Origin of the sequence: Bacillus sp. AK25 (assembly GCF_048270685.1) — a bacterium.
GTDB classification, from domain to species: Bacteria; Bacillota; Bacilli; order Bacillales; family Bacillaceae; genus Bacillus; species Bacillus altitudinis.
This window is the reverse complement of sequence record NZ_JBLUWC010000001.1, coordinates 2,254,511-2,277,589: the sequence shown is the minus strand read 5'-3', so window position 1 is coordinate 2,277,589 and position 23,079 is coordinate 2,254,511. Positions and strand designations below refer to the sequence as shown.

Here is a 23,079-nt window from a genome sequence, read left to right as displayed (position 1 = left end):
GAAAAGGAAGGGGTTTTTTCGGAACATGGGGAAGGTTCTTTCTTCACATGTCGGTATGAAAATTAATGAATGGTATCGAATGATACGGCAGTTCAGTGTTCCAGATGCGGAAATCTTGAAAGCGGAAGTAGAAGCGGAAATTGAACGTATGGAAGAGGACCAGCATTTACTGATTTATTATCAGCTCATGTGTTTTCGGCACCAAATTATGCTCGACTATATACACCCTTCAAAATATCAACCTTTCTCAGTATCTAACCTTGTCGATAAAATCGAAAATTCCAATCATGAGTTATCTGATATGCTGCATTATTACCATGCATTTTTTCGTGGCATGCATGAGTTTAGTCAAAAAGAATATTTGGAGGCCGTCAAATATTATCGCATGGCAGAAAAACAGCTGTCTATGGTATTTGATGATATTGAGCAGGCCGAGTTTCATTTTAAAGTAGCAGAAGCCTACTATATAATGAAACAAACGCATGTCTCCATGCACCATATTTTAAAAGCGCTTGAAATATACGATCAGCATGATGCATATTCCATTCGCATTATTCAGTGCCTCTTTGTCATCTCGGGAAATTATCAAGATTTAAAACGTAAAGATCGAGCACTGCCTCACTTGAAAAAGGCGAAACAACTCGCATCCGAAATTGATCACCCGCGCATCTATAGCTCAGCACTCTATAATTTAGGGAAATGTTACGGGGAGTTAGGTTATCGAGAAGAAGCAGAACGATATTTAACCGAATCGGCTGACCTCGCCAAAAAAGAGCTGCTTCCCACGCTGCCTCATACACTTTATACACTGGCCAAGCTGCTTTTTAGACAAAATGAGCAGATTGAAGCAAGGCGCATATTAGAGGATGGGAAATTGGCCGCAAAGAAGCATGAAGACCAGCTGTTCTGTCATATGTTTGAGTATCTGGATGCTTTATATGTTCAGGAAATCAATGAAGAACAACTGCAAAAAACCATTGATTATTTGGAAAAACTTAGCCTATACTCTTATATAGAGGATATCTCACTAGAAATTGCGACAGCCTTAGAAACCTCTCAACAATACCAGAAGTCCAACCAGTATTATCAAAAATTGTTATGGGCTCAAAATCAAATCCAAGAAGGAGAGTGTCTGTATGAATTCTAAGCAACGTTCGACAGTTGAAGAGAGAAACCAAACGTGAGACAAAAAGCGGGCCTGATGGGCCGGCTTTTTTTATGTGAAAAAGAAGCGTAGACGACCACGAAACTTGAATGAATTCATCAGAAAGCGGGCAATTTAATGTGTAATGATGTTCTGTGGAGGCGGTCTGATGAAAGGGTTGCATATCTTGTTATGTATATTGGTAATATGCGCTTTTGTTCCTGATAACATAGAGGCGCGTACATTAAAAAGAATCGACCTAGAAAAAACGGGACGAGCCTTTTGGGACATGAGAGAGGAACGGAAAAAGATTGCGTTAACCTTTGATGATGGGCCTCATCCGGTATACACAAATCAAATACTAGATGTACTGAGAGAGCATGAAGTGAATGCCAGTTTTTTTGTCATCGGGAGCCGTATTCATGCATATCCCCTGCTCGCAGAGCGGATTGTGAGCGAAGGAAATGAGCTTGGCAATCACACGATGAACCATACGTATTTTGACCTTTTGTCATCGAAAGAAATCAAGCAAGAATTAAAAGAATCAGCGGCTCATATCGCTTCTCTCCAGCCTGGCGGACCCTTATTATTTCGTCCCCCGGGCGGGCGCTTGACAATGAAGTCATTCCGCATTCTTTCTAAGCAAGGATACGATATCGTAATGTGGTCCTTTACGCAAGATCCGAAGGACTGGTCAAGGCCAGGTGCTCACAAAATTGCCAGCCGTATTATTGAGAATATTCAGGGCGGTGATATCATCCTTTTACATGATGGCGGAGGAAATCGTAAGCAGACAGTAGAAGCGCTGAAACAAGTCGTACCTGAACTAAAGAAAAGGGGCTATGAGTTTGTGAAAGTAAGCGAACTACTGCACCATGACAGAGATTATCTGCCGGTTCAATTACCATAAGAAACAGTCATTCATTGAAACCAAAAGTCTTGTCGTTTACTATATGAAGAGGGCTTTTGGAGGTGAATGTTGTGAAGAAATTTGTTTTCCTTTTCATCCTGATATGTGTTGCGGCTGGGTGCTCGAAGCAGGCGCAGGAAAGTGTCATTGCATTTGGTGACAGTAACACAAGAGGATCGAACTGGGATTTTCGAGATTATCCCACATCTGAAAAATGGGTGAATCTCATGAAAAACGTCGAGCGCGGCCAAATTAAGGTACAGAATGCCGGGATTGGCGGGCAGACAACAGAAGATGCGAAGCTTCGCTTTGAGCAGGATATTTTAAAACAAAAACCAACTTACGTCCTCATCATGTTCGGTACAAATGATGCGGCGATTCTAGACGGGAAACATCCCCGTGTGACCAAAAAACGATTTAAAGAAAACTTATCCTACTTCATTTCTGAAAGTAGGAAAGAGGGAATTACCCCGATCCTCATGACGTGCGTGCCTGTGGTGGAAGGAGGCAAAAAGGGCTTGTATTATTATTCTAGATATAAGTCATCTTATTTTGCTGAGAGAGGCGGGGCGAGAGCTTGGCAAAACTCATACAATGACATCACAAGACAAGTAGCTGAAAAACAGCAAGTGCCGCTTGTCGACAATTGGAAAGCGTTCATCCGAGAAGCGGGTGAAGATAGTGACAACGCCTTGATTCAGTCTGGCCTCATTGACCCTTCTGGCAATCATATGACACCAAAAGGGGCAAGAATCATTTATAACGAAATCAAAGAGCGTGATGTCATTAAACATTTTTAAATGCAGGCCATCAGCCTAAACAAGACGATCCATCCAGCATAGTCTAACAGTATATCTTCTTAGAAGGAGGTAACTGATATGTGGGGATGTCCTTATCCTTACCCTGCGTGTTCACCTTATCCAGCTCAAGGAGCAGGAATCGGTTACGCTTTTCTTGTTGTGTTCCTTGTCGTTATTTTGGTCGTAGGTGGAGGGTTATGGTTTTGGAATGAACAGCCTTGCAAATAAGACACCTCTTCTTTGATCAGAAGGGGTGTTTTTTACGGAAAATAGTAGTAAGCCTATAGCGCAAGTGATATAATATCAGTCACCTGAGTTTAAAAAAGGAGAGTGCTCGGGAGGCATGGTTCCTGGATATATGGAATTAAGAGGAAACAGAGAGCATATGCCCGAGCGAACGTCTTTTCATTTCTGTCTCAATTAATTCAATGAAGTCGCGATTTAAGTTCATTTCATTTGCTTTATAATACGATTCTATAAGTAAATCATCTGACAGCTTTTTCATACTAGAAACCCATATGATGGGAAAAACACCTCCCCTGAAAAAGTTGGCATAAAACTTGAGGAAAAGACATATCATCATAGGTTGATCGAATGTCTTTGAAGTACCTTTAATCTACCATGAATGGGAAACAAGAACAATCGTTCTGTTATCCACATGGTTAAGTGGATAACTTGTGGGTAGAGTGTTTATAATTGAATGAAAGCGTGATGAAATATAGGTGGATAATGTGTGTAAAATTATCCACACCTGTTGAAGGTCCTCATCATATGTCGAAAACTTTTTCATTGTATTCGATAGACAGACAAATTGTGATTTGATTCGACACAATCGCTGAAAAACCAATGGAAGAAAGGGTGCAAATTGTGCTAAAGAAGTATTTCTTACCGGATGAATTTGTGAAAAGTATTTTCCACATTTCGCCGCAAAAACTAAAAGAACGAAATGTAAAAGGAATTATTACGGATTTAGATAACACACTAGTAGAATGGGATCGTCCAAGTGCGACCCCGCGTTTAATTGAATGGTTTCAAGAGATGAAAGATCACGGGATACAGGTGACGATTGTATCGAACAATAATGAAAAAAGGGTCAAGCTTTTTTCTGAGCCGGTTCATATCCCGTTTATTTATAAAGCGAGAAAACCGATGGGAAGAGCCTTTAATAAGGCCGTCGCTGATATGCAATTGAAGAAAGAAGATGTGGTTGTCATTGGCGATCAGCTTATGACAGATGTGCTTGGCGGAAACAGGCATGGCTTCCATACCATTTTGGTTGTACCTGTTGCGGCATCGGACGGATTTTTCACGAAGTTTAACAGGCAGATTGAACGCAGAATTTTAGGAGCCTTAAAGCGTAAGGGCCACATTCAGTGGGAGGAAGAGTAATAATGGAAAAGGTTGTTTGTATTGGCTGCGGTGTAGCCATTCAGACGGAAGATAAAGATCAATTAGGATATGCGCCGGCAGCATCTCTATTGAAAGAAGATGTGATCTGTCAGCGCTGTTTTAGGTTAAAGAACTACAATGAAATTCAGGATGTGTCTTTAACAGAAGACGACTTTTTAAATATTTTACACAGCATTGGCGAGACTGATTCTCTGATCGTCAAGGTCGTTGATATTTTTGACTTTAACGGAAGCTGGATTAATGGACTGAGCCGTATTGTTGGTGGCAATCCCATTTTACTTGTTGGCAACAAGGTAGATATTTTACCGAAATCCGTGAAAAAAGACCGTCTTGTTCAATGGATGAAGCGGGAAGCAAAAGAAAATGGGCTCAATCCGATTGATGTGTTTTTAATCAGTGCGAGCAGAGGACAAGGTGTGCCTGAGGTCATGGAGGCCATTGATCATTACCGTGAGGGCAGAAATGTCTATGTTGTCGGCTGTACAAATGTTGGGAAATCAACATTTATTAACCGCATTATCAAAGAGGTGTCTGGAGAAGAGAATGTGATTACCACATCCCAATATCCAGGGACAACACTTGATGCGATTGAAATCCCGCTTGATGACGGGTCTGCTTTATTCGATACACCGGGGATCATCAACCGCCATCAAATGGCGCACTATGTCGGCAAAAATGACTTAAAGATTTTAACGCCGAAAAAAGAATTGAAACCGAGAACGTTCCAGTTAAATGAAGCTCAAACGCTTTACTTTGGCGGACTGGCTCGATTTGATTATGTAAAAGGCGGCAGAACATCCTTTGTCTGCTACATGCCAAATGAACTCAATATTCATAGGACGAAGATGGAGAATGCGGATGACTTATATGAAAAGCATGCAGGTGAACTGCTTTCACCGCCATCAAAAGAGGGAATGGAAGATTTCCCGCCGCTCGTTCCGCATACTTTCACCATCGATCAGCCAAAAATGGACATTGTCTTTTCAGGATTAGGCTGGGTGACTGCAAATGATGCTGGGAAACAAATCAAAGTGTATGCGCCAAAAGGCGTGCACGTGTTTATGAGACGTTCGTTAATTTAAATGTTCAGAGGGGGAGAGACCTTGAAACCTTTATACGGAGTAATCGGTAACCCTGTTGGCCATTCAATGTCTCCAGATATTCATAATGCAGCATTAAAGGATGCTGGAATTGATGGACATTATCATGGCTTTCAAGTAGAAAATGATGACCTGAAAGATGCGATTAGCGGCATGAAAGCGTTAGGAATCAGCGGCATTAACGTCACTGTTCCGCACAAGGTAGACATCATGAAGTACCTCGACAAAATTGATGTGACAGCTGAACGCCTTGGTGCCGTCAATACGGTGCGGCTCGAAGGAGATCAGCTCGTTGGGTACAATACAGATGGAGAAGGCTTTCTTCATTCATTGCTTGAAGCCTTGGATCAGCCGTTATCAGAGCTGTCATTTCTCCTGCTTGGTGCTGGTGGAGCAGCAAGAGCGATTTACACGACAATTGCTGAGTATGCACCGAAACAATTTGATATAGCCAACCGCACCATTGAAAAAGCTGAGGCTTTAATTGAAAGTGCCGATGGGAAAATCACATCTCGTGCCATTGCATTAAATACAGCAGAAGAGCGGCTTGGGGAATATGATGTCATCATCCATACGACCTCGATTGGTATGTATCCGAATGTTGAAGAAACCCCGATTTCTTTAGCGAACGCAAAAAAAACAGCGGTCGTTTGTGATATTGTGTATAATCCAATAGAAACAAAGCTGCTAAGCGAAGCAGCCGGGTTAGGTTTGAAAACAGTCGATGGCGTCGGCATGTTTGTTGGTCAGGCGGTAAGAGCCTTTGAACTGTGGACGGGCATTACACCTGACGCCCGAAAAATGAAGTCAATTGTCATAGAGAAATTAGGAGGAACACCATGTTAAAAGGTAAGCAAAAACGTTTTTTACGTGCGCAAGCACATCATTTATCACCTATTTTTCAAGTTGGAAAAGGCGGGGTAAATGACAATATGGTCAAGCAAATTTCCGAGGCGCTTGAAGCAAGAGAACTTTTGAAAGTCAGCGTATTGCAAAACTGCGACGAGGACAAAACAGAGGTTGCAAAAGCACTTGTAAAAGGTGCAAAAGCTGAACTCGTTCAAACGATCGGAAATGTGATTGTCCTTTATAAGGAATCAAAGGAAAATAAACAAATTAAGCTGCCGTAAAGGTGGATATGATATGAAAAAAATAGGATTGTTCGGCGGTACGTTTGATCCCCCGCATAATGGGCATTTGCTGATGGCAAGTGAGGTGCGTTTCCAAGTAGGACTTGATGAAATTTGGTTTATCCCAAATCACAAGCCCCCTCATAAAACGGGCCGAAAACGAGCAGAGAGTCATCACCGCGTAAAAATGGTGGAAAAAGCGATTCAGACAAATCCTCATTTTCGAGTTGAGCTTATTGAAATGGAGCGGGAGGGTCCATCTTATACAGTAGATACGGTTGAGCTGTTAAAGAAGCGCCATCCTGAAGATGAGTTCTTTTTTATGATTGGAGCGGACATGGTCGAGTATTTGCCGAAATGGCATAGAATCGATGATTTGCTTCAGATGATCACCTTTATTGGAATGAAAAGACCAGGTTATGAAGGAAGTACGGCGTATCCTCTTTTGTTTGCAGATGTTCCGGCTTTTGATGTATCATCGACATTGATTAGGCAGCGAATGAAGCAGGGGAAACCTGTTGATTATTTGATTCCGAAAGCGGTTGAGTGTTATATAAAGGAGCATCATTTATATGAATCGTGAAGAAGCTTTAAACTGTGTCAAACAGCAGTTAACAGAGCATAGATATACACATACAATTGGGGTCATGGAGACGGCCATTTCATTAGCTGAACGTTTTGGTGCAGATGTGAAAAAAGCAGAGGTCGCGGCTATTTTCCACGATTATGCTAAATTTAGACCGAAAGAAGAAATGAAGGGCATCATCCAGCAAGAACAGATGAACCCTCTATTGCTTAAATATTCACCTGAGCTTTGGCATGCCCCAGTTGGTGCCTATTTGGTCAAAAAAGAAGTTGGAATTAACGACCAAGATATTTTAACAGCCATTGAATTCCATACGTCCGGCAGACCGAACATGACATTGCTTGAAAAAGTTATTTATGTGGCCGACTATATAGAGCCAGGACGCCATTTTCCTGGTGTAGAGGAAGTAAGAGAGTTAGCAGAGCAGGATTTGGACCTTGCCTTGATTCAATCTTTAAAAAACACCGTCAGCTTTTTAATGAAAAAGAATCAGCCGGTTTTCCCAGATACACTTGCTACTTATAACTCACTTGTGCAAAAGAACAACTAAGGAGGAATTTTGATGGATGCATCATCAATTTTAAACATCGCAGCTGGAGCGTGCGATGATAAACGGGCAGAGGACATTATTGCCCTGAATATGCAAGGGATCTCACTTGTTGCAGATTATTTTCTCATTTGTCACGGGAATTCTGACAAACAAGTACAGGCCATTGCAAGAGAAGTGAAACACCTTGCAGAAGAAGGCGGCATCGAAGTTAAAAAGATGGAGGGCTTTGACGAAGCAAGATGGGTCTTGATTGATTTAGGAGATGTCATTGCTCATGTGTTCCACAAAGAGGAAAGAGGATACTATAACTTAGAGAAGCTTTGGGGAGATGCGCCGAGAGAAACGCTTTCGCTTGGCATTAACTCATGATTTATCAAGGGTTTGCATGTGTGTATGATGAGCTCATGACACATGCCCCTTATGATGAATGGGTTCAGTGGATACAGCGGTATATAAAGCCAAATAGTGCGATTATCGATGTAGGTTGTGGAACTGGAGAGATATCTCTTCGTTTAGCTGCAAAAGGCCACATGGTCACAGGAATTGACCTAAGTGAAGAGATGCTGGCATTTGCGCAGCAAAAAGCACAGGCTCATAAGCAGTCTATTCAATTTTTACATCAAGATATGAGAGAGCTTGAGGGGTTTGAACAAACTTTTCAAGCAGCGGTTATTTGCTGTGATTCTTTGAATTATCTAAAAAACGAAAATGACGTCAAAAAAACCTTTAAAAACATGTTTCAGCTTTTAGAGACAGGTGGGGTTTTATTGTTTGATGTTCATACCCCTTTTAAAATGGAAGAGGTATTTCCTGGCTCTACTTATGCCGATCAAGATGAAGAAATCAGCTATATTTGGCAGAGTGATAAAGGAGATCATCCATTTTCAGTCATTCATGATTTAAGCTTTTTTGTAAAAGACGGAGACGTGTATGAGCGTTATGATGAAACGCACGAACAGCGTACATTTCCTTTTGAGACATATGCAGCGTTCCTTGAGTCCGCTGGCTTTGAACAGATTGAAGTGACCGCTGATTTTACAAATGAAGCACCTCAAGAATGTGCAGAAAGATATTTTATTTCAGCGAAGAAACCAAAAACCATCGTTTAATGGAACGATGGTTTTTTAAAACCCTTTTTTCGCTTGTTGCGAAGATGTTTAATTTCTGAGATCATCAGTAAACACACTCGGTGGGTATTGATGCGCAACCGCTTCTATATCCTCATCGAACTTGTCATGAGTGTTCTGGAAAAGCTGATGGAACATATCTTGAACACCTGCTTCAAGTGCTTTAATGCCCTCGCCGGTGACGCCGCCTTTTACACACACCTTCTCTTGCAGTGTAGGCAGGGTATACACCCTTTTTTCAATCAAACGGCCAAGTCCTACAAGCATATCTTCTGATAAGGTAGTGGCTTCTTCTTTTGAAATATCCGTTTCTTCAACAGCGGCTTCGATCATTTTCTGAACAAGAAAGCTAATAAAGGCAGGACCGCAGCTGACAATATCTGAGGCTGCCCGTGTGATTGAATGATGAATTTCGATTGGTGTTGAAATGCGGGAAGCGAGTTGTCTGAGCGCTGCTTTTGTCGTGACATTGCATGATGAACCAAATGTTAAAAGTGATGCGCCTGATAACGCGCGGTTGGTGATGCTTGGGATCAGTCTGGCTGTTTGACAAGGAACAATGTCTTGAAGCTGTTCAGGATGAACCGGACTTGTAATGATGACAATGGTTTGCTGTTCTTTTAAAAGTGGGCTCAGCTCTTTTAAAAGCGGATAAATATCAAGTGGTTTGACACAAACAAAGATGAAATCTTTATCCGTTACAGCTCCTGAAAGCTGTTTCGTCACTTCGACCTCTGGGTGATTCTTTTTTATATTGAACGCTTTTTCGATGGTCCGATTTGTAATGGTGATGGATGAGGGATTGACTGCTTTTGATTCAATAAATGCCTCAGTAAGTATGGTACCCATGTTTCCTGTACCGATTAACCCTATATTCAAACGTTCTCCCTCCTTAGACGCATAGGATCTGTTATCTTCTAAACAGTATGTGAAGCAGCGTGAAAATATGATTGAAAGAAGCGTGAACAAGTGAAGCAGCTCATTTCGTTGAAAAAATACAGTCTCTATCTGATAGCGGGAATCATCATCCTCCTCATCATCTGTTTCTGCTTTTTAGTAGGAAAAGAGAAAGGCGGCGCCGAGCCAAGTGTATTGAAAGAACAACATGAAACGCGGGTCACATTAGAAGAAAAACAAGAGAGTGCAGAAAAAGAGCCAACATCCATCGTAGTAGAGGTCAAAGGAGCTGTACGGAAGCCGGGCGTTTATGCATTGATGGCTGAGGACAGAGTTGAAGAAGCGATTAAAAGAGCAGGTGGTTTTACGAGTAAGGCAGATACAGTTGACATCAATCAAGCAGCAAAATTAGAGGACAGTATGATGATTTATGTACGAAAGAAGGGAGAGGCTGACAAGCAAGGACAAACAGCAGCGGCTGATACGCCGCCGGGAAATGAACAGAGTCAAGGGGTGAATGTCAATCAAGCTGATGCAGCGGAATTGCAGACCATTAACGGAATAGGCCCAGCCAAAGCGGAAGCCATCATTGCGTATAGAGAAGAACATGGAGAATTTCAGCAAATTGAAGATTTGCGGAATATTTCGGGTTTTGGAGAGAAGACCATTGAACGGCTGAAAAATCAACTGACGGTCAAGTAGAATTGACGGTATAGAAGAAAGGCATGTACACTTAATAACATACATCATTCTGGAGGGATCAGCTCGTGGAGAGAATTTCATGGAATCAATATTTTATGGCTCAAAGCCATTTGCTTGCCTTGCGAAGCACCTGTGAGCGGCTAGCTGTTGGGGCAACGATCGTAAGAGACAAGCGCATCATCGCAGGTGGATATAATGGATCCATTGCCGGTGACGTGCATTGTGCAGATGTAGGATGCTATGTGATAGATCATCACTGCGTTCGTACAATCCATGCGGAGATGAACGCTATTTTACAATGTGCCAAATTTGGTGCACCAACAGCTGATGCTGAAATATATGTGACGCATTTTCCTTGCTTGCAGTGCTGTAAAGCGATTATTCAAGCAGGTATTCGAACAGTGTATTATGCGAAGGATTATAAAAATCATCCATATGCTGTTGATTTATTTGAACAGGCCGGAGTTCAAACAGAACAGGTCGAACTAGATGAGATGATTATTGACTTAAAAAACCAAGAAAAATTAGCCTTTGTTGCGGATTTAATAGGCAAACTAAGTGAATCGGGACGTAGCGAAACAGAAATTCGTCAAATGCATGAAAAGGCGAATCAATTATTTACTTCCTATGTTTAAGTATTTGCCGTTCGGGGCGATTTCAGCAGCTGCTGGAATTGCTCTGGCCGCATATCATCTTCATCTGTATTTTCTCCTTTTTCTTCTTGTATGTCTTCTTTTCAGTCTGCTGAAAAAAACACCCCAGCTCTTTCTAATGGTCAGTTTGTGTGGAACGATCTATATACTCATTTTTATGGTGCATCAGTCTTTTGAAACGGATCATCCCGTACAAGAAAAATCATTCTCTCATTCGGTTGTGATTGAAACGATTCCGAAAATAGATGGCAATCGCTTTTCAGCGACTGTTTCATCAGAGAATCGTCGACTAGCGGCATTTTATACGATTCAAACAGAGCGTGAAAAAGAAGCGCTAAAAGATGTTGGGCCAGGTATGAGCTGTCATATGACAGGTGAGATGCGGTTGCCTAAACATGCAACCATACCGAATGGCTTTCAATATGCTCAATTTCTAAAAACAAAAGGAATTGATGCTATTTTCTTAACGCAGTCTATGAAAAGCTGCACGAAACATGACAGCCCTTCACATGACCTTTCATCTATTAGGCAGAAGGGGTTGAAATTTCTAGAAGATCACGTTCCGAAGAATTCTATTGGGATTGTGCAGGCACTTATTTTTGGCGATCGTGATTTAATAGACCCTGATACATTAAGAGATTATCAAATGCTTGGCATCATTCATTTATTAGCCATTTCAGGACTTCATGTTCAAACATTGCTCGCTTGTCTATTTTGGTGTCTACTCCGCGCTGGCGTGACAAGAGAGACAGCGCGTATTCTTTTATTATCCTTTTTGCCGGTTTATGCTTGTTTAACAGGTGCTGCACCGTCTGTGTTAAGAGCCTGTCTCATGGCTGGAATTTATTTAGTCATCACAAGCCTGCCAAAAGAAATGAAACAGCCTTCTGCGGTCGTGTTAAGTGCAGCGTTCTTGCTTTTATTAGCCATTCAACCACTTTATATATTTGATGTCGGTTTTCAGCTGTCATTTGTGGTGACCTTATTTATTTTGCTATCCACTAGTATTTTATCAAAAGCAAAAAGTTCGGTGATGCAGTTATTCCTCATTTCCTTGATTGCACAGCTTGCTTCGCTTCCTGTTCTTTTATATTATTTTCAACAATTTTCCTTGCTGAGTGTTCCTTTAAATATGATGTTTGTTCCTTTTTATACAATGGTTGTCATGCCTCTGTCCTTATTCTTTTTTCTTTTATCTATCATTTATCTTCCGCTTGGACAAACACTGTTTCAGCTGCTTGATTGGGTGATCCAGTTTAGTCATCAATTGTCAGCACACATGGCTGCTTACGATGGTCTTACTCTCATTTTTATGAAATCGACATGGTGGCATGTGCTCCTAGAGGTTTCCTCCATTGTTTTTCTATTCATTGTGATGGAATGTAAAACTTCTATCAAATCTTATCTTGTGCCGATTTTGATTCTCGTTTGTGTGCTGGCTGTACACTATTTCACGCCGAATTTTCTTCAAAAAGGAGAGGTCACGATGTTAGATGTAGGACAAGGGGATAGTTTGTTTATTCAGTTACCTTATCGAATCGGGCATATATTAGTCGATACAGGAGGCAGACTTTCTTTTGAAGAAGAGCCATGGAAAAAAAGACGTAAAGTATCTACAATTGGGGATCAAACCCTTATTCCATTTCTGCATTCTAAAGGCATAGCAAAACTTGATGTCCTCATCCTTACCCATGCAGATCAAGATCATATGGGAGAAGCGATACGATTAATAAAGCGTAATAAAGTCAAACGCCTTGCAATCCCAAAAGGCTTTGCTCGAAATCCAGAGGATGCGCAGCTTTTAAAGGAAGCGGCTGATCAAAGGATTCCTGTAGATGAGTTGGAAAGAGGGGATCAGCTGAGAATTGGAGGACAAAAATTTGACGTTCTGCATCCCGCACGTGACCAGGTGACGAGTAAAAATAATGATTCACTGGTCCTCACCTTTACGCTTGGCGGCAAGCGTTTTATGCTGACTGGGGATCTTGAACAAGAAGGGGAACGAGACATCATTCAAGCTTACCCCAAGCTACGAGCGGATGTCTTGAAGGTTGGGCATCACGGGAGTAAAGGATCAACAAGTGAAGAATGGCTTCAGCATTTGAACCCGTCATATGCACTGATTTCAGTAGGTGAACGAAATCGGTATCACCATCCTCATCAAGAAGTTTTGAAAAAATTAAATGATCATCAAACAAAGGTGTATCGTACAGATATTGATGGAAGTGTGACCTATGAATTTCTTGAAGAGGATGGAACATTTTACGCTCATCCTCCATATGATATCTTACAAAATCAATAAAAAAACTGCCAAAACGGCAGTCATCTTGCATTCATGTAGTTAAGATCCAACGAGGTGTATCACTGTTGCCAAAATAAACATTGAGGCGAAAAATCCGAATGTGACGATAAAACCAACAGCTGAGTCGGTCACATCATTCCGCTTGCTTTGAACATTCTTTTCAAATTCATTCATTTTCATCCCTCCTGGCTATTTTTAGTATACTTGAACTCATTTGGAATTGCTAGAAGGTAAAGTAACCGTTTTCCATTTTCATGATCATTTTGTGAATATCGTCTGACTGTAAGCTGACCCGGGAGCTTACGTGAGACGTTTACTATAAATGAGGAGGCGGCACTTTCAGCTTCCTCTTTACTAATGTCTCTACACACTTTAGGATAGAGGAGGAAGTGAAAGAGAGGGATTTAAGCGAATGGTCTTTGAGGTATGGAACAATTTAAAAAAAGGGGATATCCATCCCGTTTATTGCTTATATGGAAAAGAAACGTATTTACTTCAAGAGACAGCTGCAAAATTGAGACAAGCTGTCGTCGACGAAGAAACAAAGGATTTTAATTACTCTGTCTTCGATATGGAAGAGGTGCCGCTTGAGCAGGCTGTGACGGACGCAGAAACATTTCCGTTTATGGGAGAGCGGCGTCTCGTTGTGATCAAAAACCCTTATTTCCTCACTGCAGAAAAGAAAAAAGAAAAGATCGAGCATCAGCTTTCTGTGTTAGAAGCTTATTTAGAAAAGCCAGCACCCTATACGATTCTCGTGTTATTAGCGCCATATGAGAAACTGGACGAACGTAAGAAAATCACCAAATTGTTAAAAAAGAAAGCGGCTGTAGTTGAGGCGAAAGAGTTAAATCCGAAAGAAACAACAGATTTCACCATTACGCTGGTGAAAACAGAAGGAAAAACAATCTCTGCTGAAGCGGCAGAACAGCTTGTCATGTTATGTGGCGGGAGCCTGTCCTCACTTTTTCAAGAGGTTCGAAAGCTAAGTACATATATTGGGCAGCGAGAGGAAATTGAGCTGGCGGATGTCAATCAGCTCGTTGCACGAAGTTTGGAGCAGAATATTTTCGAACTGATTAACCAAATCGTGAACAGGCGCCGGTCTGAAGCGATGCAAATGTTTTATGATCTCCTAAAGCAAAATGAGGAACCCATTAAAATATTGGCACTCATTTCAAATCAATTTCGGTTGATATTGCAGACAAAGTACTTTGCTCAGCAGGGATACGGGCAAAAACAAATTGCGTCAAACCTGAAAGTCCACCCTTTTCGGGTCAAACTCGCGATGGATCAGGCAAGACTGTTTTCAGAAGAAGAGCTGAAGTACATCGTCAAAGAGCTCTCCACGATTGATTATGAAATGAAAACGGGTAAAAAGGACAAGCAGCTATTATTAGAATTGTTCCTGCTTCGGTTATTAGGGGCTTGAACATAAAAAAACGACCTTCTCAAAAGAGGGTCGTTTTTGTTTAGATGTATAATTGCCAGTCTGTCCTTATGGCTGAGCCGTTCAGGACGGACGTACAGTTAAACAGGTGCCTCATCACTGAGGCGTTGCAAACATTATGCAGAAAGTCCGTTTACTTGTTTCGCAAGTCTTGATTTGTAACGCGCAGCTGCGTTTTTGTGTACAAGACCAGTTTTAACGGCTTTGTCAATGCGTTTTGCAGCAGAAGAAAGAGCAGCTTTTGCTTGCTCAGCATCGTTGTTAGCTACAGAAACTTCAACTTGTTTAATCGCAGTACGCATCGCAGACTTGATTGTTGCGTTGTGTGCACGGCGTTCGTTATTCGTTTTTGTACGTTTGATCGCTGATTTAATATTTGGCATGTGTTTCACCTCCTAAGATACAACCTAAACACAATTGTCTTAAGGTTAAATCTTCACAATAGAACAAATTGTATTCTATCAAACACACCTTTAGAATGCAATATAAATGTAAAGTATTTTTCATTGATGAAGCGCTCGAATGTTTCTTGAAAGAGATGGAAAGACTACTGTTAATTACTTGATGGAAGGAGTCTTTTCATGAAGAAACAGAAACTCGATTTAAGCGCTTATCAAATCCGGACCGATTTGGCCGTTGAAACAAAAGAGATATTAGAACAAGAGAACGATCCGAATGTGGTCAAAAAGGACGGTATTCAAGGAATTGTTGAGAAGGAGAAGGAAGAGCACGGCATCCGCATCCGCACTGTGGAGATTACGACAGAAGGAGAAGAGTTGACCGGAAAAAAGGCAGGGACATACTTGACGCTTGAGGCGCAAGGAATTCGGGAGAAAGACTCTGAGATGCAAGAAAAAGTGGTTGAAGTTTTTGCCCATCATTTTGCTCAGTTTTTAAAAGATCACGGCATTCAGGCAGATGCGAGCTGTCTTGTCGTAGGACTCGGAAACTGGAATGTCACGCCTGATGCTTTAGGGCCGCTCACAGTTGAGAATTTGCTGGTGACACGCCACTTATTTGAATTACAGCCTGAGAATGTGCAGGAAGGCTATCGCCCAGTGTCTTCATTATCGCCTGGAGTCATGGGACTGACTGGTATAGAAACAAGTGACATTATACAAGGTGTCATTGAACGATCTAAACCAGATTTTGTGATCGCCATCGATGCACTAGCTGCACGTGCAGTAGAACGGGTGAATACGACAATTCAAATTTCTGATACAGGTATACATCCAGGATCGGGTGTCGGAAATAAACGAAAAGAATTAAGCAAAGAGACCTTGGGGATTCCAGTCATTGCCATTGGTGTACCGACAGTGGTCGATGCGGTCACGATCGCAAGTGACACGATTGATTACGTGTTAAAGCATTTTGGTAGAGAACTGAAAGATGATAGACCTTCCCGATCTTTAGTACCAGCGGGTCTGACATTTGGGAAGAAAAAAGTGCTGAATGAAGAAGATTTGCCAGATGATGAAACGCGTCAATCCTTTTTAGGAATCGTCGGAACGCTTCCTGAAGAAGAAAAAAGACAGTTGATCCATGAGGTACTTGCACCACTTGGACAAAATCTAATGGTCACACCGAAGGAAGTGGATACATTCATTGATGACATGGCGAACGTACTCGCCAATGGGTTAAATACAGCACTTCATCAAAAAATCTCTCAAGACAACATGGGTTCTTATAATCATTAAACAGTTCTACTTTCTCTAACTCGCTCATAGTGTAATTACTAGAAAGCGTGCTGGAGGGAGTAAATCATGAAAAAAAGACCTCGCCGTCCTCGACAGTTGGTCGTTGCGATTAATGGAACAAAAGTAGTGAAAAGTATTTTTTTGTTTATTGTCTCTCTGGTGGTTGTGTTTGTCATGTCAGGGGCTTTGACGTCTTTAAAACCTGAGCTTAGGCCTCAAGCATCATTATATGGTGTGGCAGATGAGCTGTCAGGGGCATTCTTTGCAACTCTAATGGGGATGGAAAATCAATATTTTGCCTCAGCAGTCCCTGAAGATCAAAAAGGATTTCATTTCTCCGGGCTGTCACTCAAACTTGCCACAAGTATCAATTTAGAAGACCCCCGCAGTTTTCTAGGAAGAGAGCTGCCAGGCTTTGAACATTTTGATACAAAAATCATCCTAGCAGGTGAAGGTACAGACTATACGAATATGCCAATGGAATCGCCGCCTCCAAGTGAAGTCATCAAAGATGAAAAAGAAGCAAATCTAGCTGAGCTGGACAAGCTTGATGAAGATGAACCGAAAACGCCTTCAAAAGAGCCGGACCAGTCGACAGGAAAACGAAAAGCTGTGTACATTTATCACACACATAATACGGAATCATATTTACCATTTTTAAAAGGAGAAACAAACCCAAACAATGCGCGCCACTCAAAAGTGAACGTCACCCTTGTCGGGGAGATGTTTGGTAAAGCGCTCGATCAGCAAGGAATCGGCAACACAGTGGATAAAACAGAAATTGAAAAAAGACTGCTGAAAAAAGGGTTGAAGTACCCACAATCGTATAATGAATCCAGATTGGTTGTAAAAGAAGCTCTAGCTAAAAATGATGATCTAGATTATTTAATCGATATTCACCGGGATTCAAGAAGAAAGAAAGATACGACAGTAGAAATCAAAGGCAAGAAATATGCGAGAATCGCTTTTGTTGTAGGGAAGAAAAATCAAAGCTATGAGAAAAACTTAAAGCTGGCGACAGAGTTCCACCATTTGATGGAGAAAAAATATAAAGGACTTAGTGTCGGTGTGTTTGCCAAAGGAGAAATTGGCGATAATGGAATCTATAATCAAGATTTATCTGACAAAGCCCTCCTATTAGAATTTGGCGGTGTGGATAATAATATGGAAGAACTGAAAAACGCATCCAATGCAGCAGCTGATGTGTTCAGTGAAATTTTCTGGGACGCAGAAAAGGTAGACGGCAAAGCAAAGGATGAGAAAAAACGGTCTTAAGGTGGTGGAGGACATGGGCTCATTTATCGGAAAAACCATTATTTTATCGCTCGTATTGCTATTCGGTGTCTTTTTAGGAATGCAGCAAGCCAATAATGGCATGCTGCAAATGAAAGGGTATCATGATCCACAATTAAAAGGGGCCTTCACTGTGCAAACGAATGATGATCAAGAAAAAGAAGCTTCTATCCTCGGAACAGCTGTCACACAAAAGGACTTAGCAGAAAAACAAAAGCAGCTAGAAGAAATGGAGAGCTTTAATGCCTTCTCTAAGGCCGGAAAAGCATTATCAGATGGTATGACGCATGCAGCCCGTACACTTTATGATTGGGTGAATGGTAAATAAACTGTTGTAAGCATCATGTTGGATGTTATTTCATAAGATATCACACCTTTTCGCAAAAGCCGCTAACCGATGAGCGGCTTTTCTTGATTTCGATTGAATCTTTACAGCCCTATTGATATAATCTAACCTAGCGCAACCCGCGTTTTATAGTAGGAGTGATAGATTGTGACAGATAAAGAAAAACGATTAGAACGGCAATCAAGAATTCGAAATTTCTCCATTATCGCCCATATTGACCATGGGAAATCCACATTGGCTGACCGTATTTTGGAAAAAACAGCGGCGATTACGCAACGAGAAATGAAAGAACAATTACTTGATTCCATGGACTTAGAGCGTGAACGCGGCATTACGATCAAATTAAACTCTGTCCAGCTGAAATATCAGGCAAAGGATGGAGAAGAATATATTATGCACCTGATTGATACACCAGGGCATGTCGACTTCACCTATGAGGTATCTCGAAGCCTAGCTGCCTGTGAAGGTGCAATTCTTGTGGTGGATGCAGCACAAGGCATTGAAGCACAGACACTAGCGAACGTTTATTTAGCTCTTGATAACAACTTAGAAATCCTGCCGATCATTAACAAAATTGATCTGCCGAGTGCAGAACCTGAACGTGTAAGACAAGAAATTGAAGATGTCATCGGGTTGGATGCATCTGAAGCTGTTCTTACCTCTGCTAAGGCGGGCATCGGGATCGAGGATATTTTAGAACAAATCGTCGAAAAGGTGCCGGCACCAGCTGGAGATCCGGAAGCACCACTTCAAGCCCTCATTTTTGATTCTCTCTACGATGCGTATCGTGGCGTCATTGCTTACATACGAATTGTCGAAGGAACCGTCAAACCGGGTCAAAAAATCAAGATGATGGCGACAGGCAAAGAATTTGAAGTGCTTGAAGTCGGCGTATTTACACCGAAAGCAATGCCAACAGACGAACTCACTGTTGGAGATGTTGGCTATTTAACAGCTGCCATTAAAAACGTTGGTGATACACGAGTAGGGGATACGATCACAAGTGCGGTAAACCCTGCGAAAGAAGCTCTGCCTGGATATAGAAAGCTGAACCCAATGGTGTACTGCGGCCTTTATCCAATTGACACAGCGAAATATAACGACTTGCGTGAAGCGTTAGAAAAGCTTGAATTAAATGATTCTTCACTTCAATATGAGGCAGAGACATCCCAAGCACTAGGCTTCGGTTTCCGCTGCGGCTTCCTTGGCATGCTTCATATGGAAATCATCCAAGAACGGATTGAACGTGAATTTAAAATCGACCTCATTACGACAGCGCCAAGTGTTATTTACGATGTGTATATGACAGACGGAGAAAAAATCGTTGTAGATAACCCATCCAATTTGCCTGATCCGCAAAAGATTGAGCGAATTGAAGAGCCATACGTGAAGGCAACAATGATGGTGCCAAATGATTATGTTGGTTCTGTGATGGAGCTTTGCCAAGGAAAGCGCGGCAATTTCATTGATATGCAATATCTTGATGCAAACCGCGTGAGCATTGTGTACGAAATTCCTCTGGCAGAGATCGTATACGAATTCTTTGATCAATTAAAGTCCAATACAAAAGGGTATGCATCCTTTGATTACGAGCTGATCGGCTATCGCCCATCCACTCTAGTGAAAATGGATATCATGCTCAATGGCGAAAAAATCGATGCGCTTTCCTTTATTGTTCACCGCGATTATGCGTATGAACGCGGAAAGATCATTGTAGAAAAGCTGAAAGAACTGATTCCGCGCCAGCACTTTGAAGTACCAGTTCAGGCAGCGATCGGTCAAAAGATTGTTGCTCGGTCTACCATTAAAGCAATGCGCAAGAACGTACTAGCGAAGTGTTATGGTGGAGATATTTCCCGGAAAAGAAAGCTTCTTGAGAAGCAAAAAGAAGGGAAAAAGCGCATGAAGCAAGTGGGTTCTGTAGAAGTCCCACAAGAAGCATTTATGGCCGTGCTGAAAATGGACGACAGCACACCGAAAAAATAACATCCTCAAGGCAACCTGCTTTACAATGCTCGCCTTGACGTTTATAGTCGAAAACAAACGAAGAGGCCGCAGCGATAAACTGCGGCTCTTTACCTGTAAAGAAGGTGTCAATAATTGAAAGCAGCATACATTCACATTCCATTTTGTGAGCACATTTGTCACTATTGTGATTTTAATAAATTTTTCATTAAAACCCAGCCGGTCGATGAATACTTAGCCGCTCTTGAAAAAGAAATGCAGCACACGATCGATCAAAAAGGGGAGCAAGAACTAAAGACGATCTTTATTGGCGGGGGAACCCCGACATCACTCACAACCAGTCAGTTAGATCAGCTTATGGACAGTATTCACCGCGTATTAAAACCAACCAAAAACTTAATCGAGTTTGCAGTAGAAGCAAACCCAGACGAACTATCGCTTGAGAAATTGAATGTCTTAAAATCAGCAGGTGTTAATCGGCTGAGCTTTGGTGTTCAAACATTTGAAGATGACCTGCTCAAAAAAATCGGACGGGTTCATCAAAAGAAAGATGTTCTCACATCTTTCGAGCGAGCAAGAGCAGTTGGGTTTGACAACATTAGTCTTGATCTGATGTTTGGTTTGCCTCATCAAGAGAAGCATCATGTCATGCATTCACTAGAGACCGCTTTTTCATTAGGTGCAGAACATTATTCGGTTTATTCGCTGATTGTCGAGCCAAAGACGGTCTTTTACAATTTGATGCAAAAAGGGAAACTGCATTTACCACCGCAAGAACGTGAGGCTGAAATGTATGAGCTCGTCATGGATGAAATGGAGCGGCACGGACTCAAACAATATGAAATTAGCAATTACGCCAAACCAGGTTTTGAAAGCCAACATAACCTCACCTATTGGAGCAACGAAGATTACTTTGGTTTTGGCGCAGGAGCGCACGGGTATGTAGATGGCGTCCGCAATGTGAACGCTGGACCAGTGAAGCATTACTTAGATCTCATTGAACAAACAGGGTTTCCATATAAGGAAACGCATCAGGTGACAAAAGCAGAACAGATCGAAGAAGAAATGTTCTTAGGTTTGCGGAAAATTGAAGGCGTGAAAAGTGCTCACTTTCAAGCGAAATTTGGAGCATCACCAGAAGCACTCTTTCCCGCCGTTCTTGAAGAAATAGCAGAAAAAGGTCTCATTGAACAGGATGAGATTGGCATTCGTTTAACAAGAAAAGGAAAATTGTTAGGAAATGAAGTGTTTCAAGCGTTTCTCGGTGAGTTATAATTGACATTTTAATTTGAGTTTGGTAATTTTGTTTATACAATTAGCACTCGTTGAAAGAGAGTGCTAACAGGGGTGATGATGATGTTAACAAATCGTCAGCTTTTGATTCTACAAGTCATTATTAATGACTTTATTCGTTCGGCGCAGCCAGTTGGATCAAGGACTCTTTCCAAAAAAGAAGACATTACATTCAGCTCTGCGACGATTAGAAACGAAATGGCTGATTTGGAGGAACTCGGTTTTATTGAAAAGACCCATTCTTCATCAGGAAGAATTCCTTCCGAAAAAGGATATCGTTATTATGTAGATCATTTGCTCTCTCCGCGAAAACTGTCATCTAAAGAGCTTGTGCTCATCCAGTCAGTATTTCAGGAGAAAATTTTTGAGCTGGAAAAAACAGTTCAAAAATCGGCGGAAATTTTATCAGATCTCACAAACTACACATCGATTGTCCTTGGTCCAAAGCTAAGTGAAAATCGATTGAAGCAAATTCAGCTTGTTCCCGTCCAGCCTAATAAAGCAGTAGCGATTATGATTACAGACAGCGGGCATGTTGAAAACAAAACCATTACCTTCTCTGAGCATCTTGATGTCTCCGATATTGAGAAGCTGATGAATATTTTAAACAGCCGCTTAGCCGGAGTCCCGATGGATCAGCTGAAGGACAGGATGTATAAAGAAGTAGTGATGCTCCTTCGCACGCATTTAAAAGACTATGATCATATTTTAGATGCGCTTGGTAACACATTCACTTCAACACAAAATGAATCAAAACTTTTCTTTGGCGGGAAGATTAATATGTTGAACCAGCCAGAGTTTCATGACATTGACCGCATTCGTTCACTCATGATGCTGATTGAACAAAAGAATGATGTCATGCAGCTGTTTCATCCAAATCAGCAAGGAATCACCATTAAAATCGGTTCAGAAAACAATTTGGAAGCAATGGAGAACTGCAGTTTAATCACAGCAACTTATGCGATTGATCAAAAATCACTCGGCTCCATCGCTGTCATTGGTCCAACCCGTATGGATTACGGGCGAGTCGTTAGTCTTTTGCATCATGTATCAAAAGACTTGTCAAACGCACTTTCCAATTTGTATGATGAGTAGGGTGATAAAAGGTGGGGGCACAGCCCCTTCGTATAATTGAATCTTTTGAGGGAGGTGAACACAATGTCAGAAGAAAAACAGACACCTGAGCAAGCAGCAGAGGTTGAAGCACAAGAAGAAGCAGTTCAAGCAGAAACTGAGGAAGTAAAGCACGATGAACAGTCTGCCTTCCAAGAGAAGATTGATGAATTGCAGCAGCTTCTAGATGAAAAAGAAAACAAAATTCTGCGTGTTCAAGCAGATTTTGAAAACTATAAACGCCGTGCTCGAACTGAAGTGGAGACCGTGCAAAAATATCGTTCTCAACATGTTGTCAGCGACCTTCTCCCAGCTCTCGACAACTTTGAAAGAGCGCTTGGAATCGATCCAGACAATGAGCAGACGAAAAGTTTGCTAGAAGGTATGCAAATGGTTTACCGCCAGCTGGTAGAAGCGTTGAAAAATGAAGGCGTTGAACCAATTGAAGCTGTCGGCAAAGAGTTCGATCCAAACCTTCATCAAGCCGTCATGCAAGTTGAAGATGAAAACTACGATTCAAACATCGTTGTAGAAGAATTGCAAAAGGGCTATAAACTCAAAGACCGAGTTATTCGTCCATCAATGGTAAAAGTAAATCAATAACTACATAA

The 23,079-nt window shown here is 41.5% G+C and carries 27 protein-coding genes; 23 read left to right on the top strand and 4 right to left on the bottom strand.

Features of this window, described 5'->3' with window-relative positions:
* Positions 1-25: 25 nt before the first annotated feature.
* The 4 genes from ACNO7B_RS11845 (at position 26) to ACNO7B_RS11830 (ending at position 3,082) form a co-directional block, all read left to right on the top strand.
* A complete protein-coding gene (locus ACNO7B_RS11845; RefSeq protein ID WP_178897077.1) occupies positions 26-1,147 on the top strand; it encodes a tetratricopeptide repeat protein in 1,122 nt (373 codons plus the stop codon).
* Between the two features lie 166 nt (positions 1,148-1,313).
* Complete coding sequence (locus ACNO7B_RS11840; RefSeq protein WP_417901532.1) at positions 1,314-2,054, top strand: polysaccharide deacetylase family protein; 741 nt, start codon at positions 1,314-1,316, stop codon at positions 2,052-2,054.
* Between the two features lie 71 nt (positions 2,055-2,125).
* Entirely contained in the window at positions 2,126-2,854 is a 729-nt protein-coding gene (locus ACNO7B_RS11835; protein ID WP_224563799.1) for an SGNH/GDSL hydrolase family protein, read from the top strand.
* A 78-nt stretch (positions 2,855-2,932) separates the two neighbouring features.
* Positions 2,933-3,082: a hypothetical protein gene (locus ACNO7B_RS11830; protein ID WP_003217499.1), complete on the top strand. Its 150-nt coding sequence runs from the start codon at positions 2,933-2,935 to the stop codon at positions 3,080-3,082.
* Between the two features lie 136 nt (positions 3,083-3,218).
* On the opposite strand, the gene ACNO7B_RS11825 is transcribed toward ACNO7B_RS11830, so the two are convergent.
* Positions 3,219-3,359 (bottom strand): sporulation histidine kinase inhibitor Sda, encoded by a 141-nt coding sequence (locus ACNO7B_RS11825; RefSeq protein WP_003217327.1) that lies wholly within the window; start codon positions 3,357-3,359, stop codon positions 3,219-3,221.
* 362 nt (positions 3,360-3,721) lie between these two features.
* On the opposite strand from ACNO7B_RS11825, the gene ACNO7B_RS11820 reads away from it, so the two are divergent.
* From ACNO7B_RS11820 to ACNO7B_RS11785, 8 genes are read left to right on the top strand one after another with little or no spacing between them, the layout of a single operon-like run.
* Entirely contained in the window at positions 3,722-4,243 is a 522-nt protein-coding gene (locus tag ACNO7B_RS11820) for a YqeG family HAD IIIA-type phosphatase (protein WP_008356191.1), read from the top strand.
* A 2-nt stretch (positions 4,244-4,245) separates the two neighbouring features.
* The gene (yqeH, locus tag ACNO7B_RS11815) at positions 4,246-5,346 is read left to right on the top strand and encodes a ribosome biogenesis GTPase YqeH (RefSeq protein WP_007501357.1); all 1,101 of its coding nucleotides are present in this window, start codon (positions 4,246-4,248) and stop codon (positions 5,344-5,346) included.
* 21 nt (positions 5,347-5,367) lie between these two features.
* Positions 5,368-6,210 carry a shikimate dehydrogenase gene (gene aroE / locus ACNO7B_RS11810; RefSeq protein ID WP_019743209.1) on the top strand — a complete coding sequence of 281 codons (843 nt, stop codon included), beginning with the start codon at positions 5,368-5,370 and terminating at the stop codon, positions 6,208-6,210.
* Positions 6,204-6,494: a ribosome assembly RNA-binding protein YhbY gene (gene yhbY / locus ACNO7B_RS11805; RefSeq protein WP_008342507.1), complete on the top strand. Its 291-nt coding sequence runs from the start codon at positions 6,204-6,206 to the stop codon at positions 6,492-6,494. The genes aroE and yhbY overlap by 7 nt, the downstream gene beginning before the upstream one ends.
* Positions 6,495-6,507: 13 nt before the next feature.
* Positions 6,508-7,077: a nicotinate-nucleotide adenylyltransferase gene (locus ACNO7B_RS11800; protein WP_008342505.1), complete on the top strand. Its 570-nt coding sequence runs from the start codon at positions 6,508-6,510 to the stop codon at positions 7,075-7,077.
* Positions 7,067-7,630 carry a bis(5'-nucleosyl)-tetraphosphatase (symmetrical) YqeK gene (yqeK, locus tag ACNO7B_RS11795; RefSeq protein WP_058214212.1) on the top strand — a complete coding sequence of 188 codons (564 nt, stop codon included), beginning with the start codon at positions 7,067-7,069 and terminating at the stop codon, positions 7,628-7,630. The genes ACNO7B_RS11800 and yqeK overlap by 11 nt, the downstream gene beginning before the upstream one ends.
* Before the next feature lie 12 nt (positions 7,631-7,642).
* Positions 7,643-7,999: a ribosome silencing factor gene (rsfS, locus tag ACNO7B_RS11790; RefSeq protein WP_008342502.1), complete on the top strand. Its 357-nt coding sequence runs from the start codon at positions 7,643-7,645 to the stop codon at positions 7,997-7,999.
* The gene (locus tag ACNO7B_RS11785) at positions 7,996-8,739 is read left to right on the top strand and encodes a class I SAM-dependent DNA methyltransferase (RefSeq protein WP_417901531.1); all 744 of its coding nucleotides are present in this window, start codon (positions 7,996-7,998) and stop codon (positions 8,737-8,739) included. Before rsfS ends, ACNO7B_RS11785 begins: the two co-directional genes overlap by 4 nt.
* A gap of 48 nt (positions 8,740-8,787) precedes the next feature.
* Here ACNO7B_RS11785 and comER read toward each other — a convergent pair whose 3' ends face one another.
* On the bottom strand, positions 8,788-9,636 hold the full coding sequence (gene comER, locus ACNO7B_RS11780; protein ID WP_076822247.1) for a late competence protein ComER: 849 nt from the start codon (positions 9,634-9,636) through the stop codon (positions 8,788-8,790).
* 90 nt (positions 9,637-9,726) lie between these two features.
* Between comER and ACNO7B_RS11775 the strand changes: the two genes are divergently transcribed.
* The 3 genes from ACNO7B_RS11775 to ACNO7B_RS11765 all read left to right on the top strand — a co-directional run bounded on the left by ACNO7B_RS11775 (position 9,727) and on the right by ACNO7B_RS11765 (position 13,311).
* Positions 9,727-10,356, top strand: coding sequence for a helix-hairpin-helix domain-containing protein (locus ACNO7B_RS11775; RefSeq protein ID WP_417901530.1), 630 nt, complete (start codon positions 9,727-9,729; stop codon positions 10,354-10,356).
* A 65-nt stretch (positions 10,357-10,421) separates the two neighbouring features.
* Entirely contained in the window at positions 10,422-10,991 is a 570-nt protein-coding gene (locus ACNO7B_RS11770) for a ComE operon protein 2 (protein WP_008342495.1), read from the top strand.
* Complete coding sequence (locus ACNO7B_RS11765) at positions 10,984-13,311, top strand: DNA internalization-related competence protein ComEC/Rec2 (RefSeq protein WP_417901856.1); 2,328 nt, start codon at positions 10,984-10,986, stop codon at positions 13,309-13,311. The genes ACNO7B_RS11770 and ACNO7B_RS11765 overlap by 8 nt, the downstream gene beginning before the upstream one ends.
* A 39-nt stretch (positions 13,312-13,350) precedes the next feature.
* Here the strand turns inward: ACNO7B_RS11765 and ACNO7B_RS11760 are convergent, their stop codons facing one another.
* A complete protein-coding gene (locus tag ACNO7B_RS11760; RefSeq protein ID WP_008342491.1) occupies positions 13,351-13,485 on the bottom strand; it encodes a YqzM family protein in 135 nt (44 codons plus the stop codon).
* Positions 13,486-13,723: 238 nt separating this feature from the next.
* Here ACNO7B_RS11760 and holA point away from each other — a divergent pair, with 238 nt between their 5' ends.
* Positions 13,724-14,743, top strand: coding sequence for a DNA polymerase III subunit delta (gene holA, locus ACNO7B_RS11755; protein WP_017358025.1), 1,020 nt, complete (start codon positions 13,724-13,726; stop codon positions 14,741-14,743).
* A 134-nt stretch (positions 14,744-14,877) separates the two neighbouring features.
* Here holA and rpsT read toward each other — a convergent pair whose 3' ends face one another.
* Complete coding sequence (gene rpsT / locus ACNO7B_RS11750) at positions 14,878-15,144, bottom strand: 30S ribosomal protein S20 (protein WP_008342485.1); 267 nt, start codon at positions 15,142-15,144, stop codon at positions 14,878-14,880.
* A gap of 198 nt (positions 15,145-15,342) precedes the next feature.
* Between rpsT and gpr the strand changes: the two genes are divergently transcribed.
* From gpr to grpE, 7 genes are all read left to right on the top strand, one after another.
* Positions 15,343-16,458 carry a GPR endopeptidase gene (gpr, locus tag ACNO7B_RS11745; protein ID WP_008342483.1) on the top strand — a complete coding sequence of 372 codons (1,116 nt, stop codon included), beginning with the start codon at positions 15,343-15,345 and terminating at the stop codon, positions 16,456-16,458.
* Positions 16,459-16,524: 66 nt separating this feature from the next.
* Complete coding sequence (locus ACNO7B_RS11740; protein ID WP_410685104.1) at positions 16,525-17,733, top strand: stage II sporulation protein P; 1,209 nt, start codon at positions 16,525-16,527, stop codon at positions 17,731-17,733.
* A gap of 13 nt (positions 17,734-17,746) precedes the next feature.
* The gene (locus tag ACNO7B_RS11735) at positions 17,747-18,079 is read left to right on the top strand and encodes a YqxA family protein (protein WP_017358024.1); all 333 of its coding nucleotides are present in this window, start codon (positions 17,747-17,749) and stop codon (positions 18,077-18,079) included.
* A gap of 165 nt (positions 18,080-18,244) precedes the next feature.
* The gene (gene lepA, locus ACNO7B_RS11730) at positions 18,245-20,083 is read left to right on the top strand and encodes a translation elongation factor 4 (RefSeq protein WP_008342476.1); all 1,839 of its coding nucleotides are present in this window, start codon (positions 18,245-18,247) and stop codon (positions 20,081-20,083) included.
* A gap of 114 nt (positions 20,084-20,197) precedes the next feature.
* Complete coding sequence (hemW, locus tag ACNO7B_RS11725; protein WP_417901529.1) at positions 20,198-21,337, top strand: radical SAM family heme chaperone HemW; 1,140 nt, start codon at positions 20,198-20,200, stop codon at positions 21,335-21,337.
* A gap of 81 nt (positions 21,338-21,418) precedes the next feature.
* The gene (gene hrcA / locus ACNO7B_RS11720; RefSeq protein WP_008342473.1) at positions 21,419-22,450 is read left to right on the top strand and encodes a heat-inducible transcriptional repressor HrcA; all 1,032 of its coding nucleotides are present in this window, start codon (positions 21,419-21,421) and stop codon (positions 22,448-22,450) included.
* Positions 22,451-22,513: 63 nt separating this feature from the next.
* Positions 22,514-23,071 (top strand): nucleotide exchange factor GrpE, encoded by a 558-nt coding sequence (gene grpE / locus ACNO7B_RS11715; RefSeq protein ID WP_008342471.1) that lies wholly within the window; start codon positions 22,514-22,516, stop codon positions 23,069-23,071.
* Positions 23,072-23,079 lie beyond the last annotated feature (8 nt).

Bases quoted from the DNA above. Each gene is read 5' to 3' on its own strand.
- ACNO7B_RS11735 (WP_017358024.1), top strand. From the start codon at position 17,747: ATGGGCTCATTTATCGGAAAAACCATTATTTTATCGCTCGTATTGCTA.
- yhbY (WP_008342507.1), top strand. From the start codon at position 6,204: ATGTTAAAAGGTAAGCAAAAACGTTTTTTACGTGCGCAAGCACATCAT.
- ACNO7B_RS11760 (WP_008342491.1), bottom strand. From the start codon at position 13,485: ATGAATGAATTTGAAAAGAATGTTCAAAGCAAGCGGAATGATGTGACC.
- rsfS (WP_008342502.1), top strand. From the start codon at position 7,643: ATGGATGCATCATCAATTTTAAACATCGCAGCTGGAGCGTGCGATGAT.
- rpsT (WP_008342485.1), bottom strand. From the start codon at position 15,144: ATGCCAAATATTAAATCAGCGATCAAACGTACAAAAACGAATAACGAA.
- yqeH (WP_007501357.1), top strand. From the start codon at position 4,246: ATGGAAAAGGTTGTTTGTATTGGCTGCGGTGTAGCCATTCAGACGGAA.
- ACNO7B_RS11840 (WP_417901532.1), top strand. From the start codon at position 1,314: ATGAAAGGGTTGCATATCTTGTTATGTATATTGGTAATATGCGCTTTT.
- ACNO7B_RS11830 (WP_003217499.1), top strand. From the start codon at position 2,933: ATGTGGGGATGTCCTTATCCTTACCCTGCGTGTTCACCTTATCCAGCT.
- hrcA (WP_008342473.1), top strand. From the start codon at position 21,419: ATGTTAACAAATCGTCAGCTTTTGATTCTACAAGTCATTATTAATGAC.
- yqeK (WP_058214212.1), top strand. From the start codon at position 7,067: ATGAATCGTGAAGAAGCTTTAAACTGTGTCAAACAGCAGTTAACAGAG.
- ACNO7B_RS11825 (WP_003217327.1), bottom strand. From the start codon at position 3,359: ATGAAAAAGCTGTCAGATGATTTACTTATAGAATCGTATTATAAAGCA.
- holA (WP_017358025.1), top strand. From the start codon at position 13,724: ATGGTCTTTGAGGTATGGAACAATTTAAAAAAAGGGGATATCCATCCC.
- ACNO7B_RS11845 (WP_178897077.1), top strand. From the start codon at position 26: ATGGGGAAGGTTCTTTCTTCACATGTCGGTATGAAAATTAATGAATGG.
- grpE (WP_008342471.1), top strand. From the start codon at position 22,514: ATGTCAGAAGAAAAACAGACACCTGAGCAAGCAGCAGAGGTTGAAGCA.
- ACNO7B_RS11800 (WP_008342505.1), top strand. From the start codon at position 6,508: ATGAAAAAAATAGGATTGTTCGGCGGTACGTTTGATCCCCCGCATAAT.
- ACNO7B_RS11785 (WP_417901531.1), top strand. From the start codon at position 7,996: ATGATTTATCAAGGGTTTGCATGTGTGTATGATGAGCTCATGACACAT.
- ACNO7B_RS11765 (WP_417901856.1), top strand. From the start codon at position 10,984: ATGTTTAAGTATTTGCCGTTCGGGGCGATTTCAGCAGCTGCTGGAATT.
- ACNO7B_RS11740 (WP_410685104.1), top strand. From the start codon at position 16,525: ATGAAAAAAAGACCTCGCCGTCCTCGACAGTTGGTCGTTGCGATTAAT.
- gpr (WP_008342483.1), top strand. From the start codon at position 15,343: ATGAAGAAACAGAAACTCGATTTAAGCGCTTATCAAATCCGGACCGAT.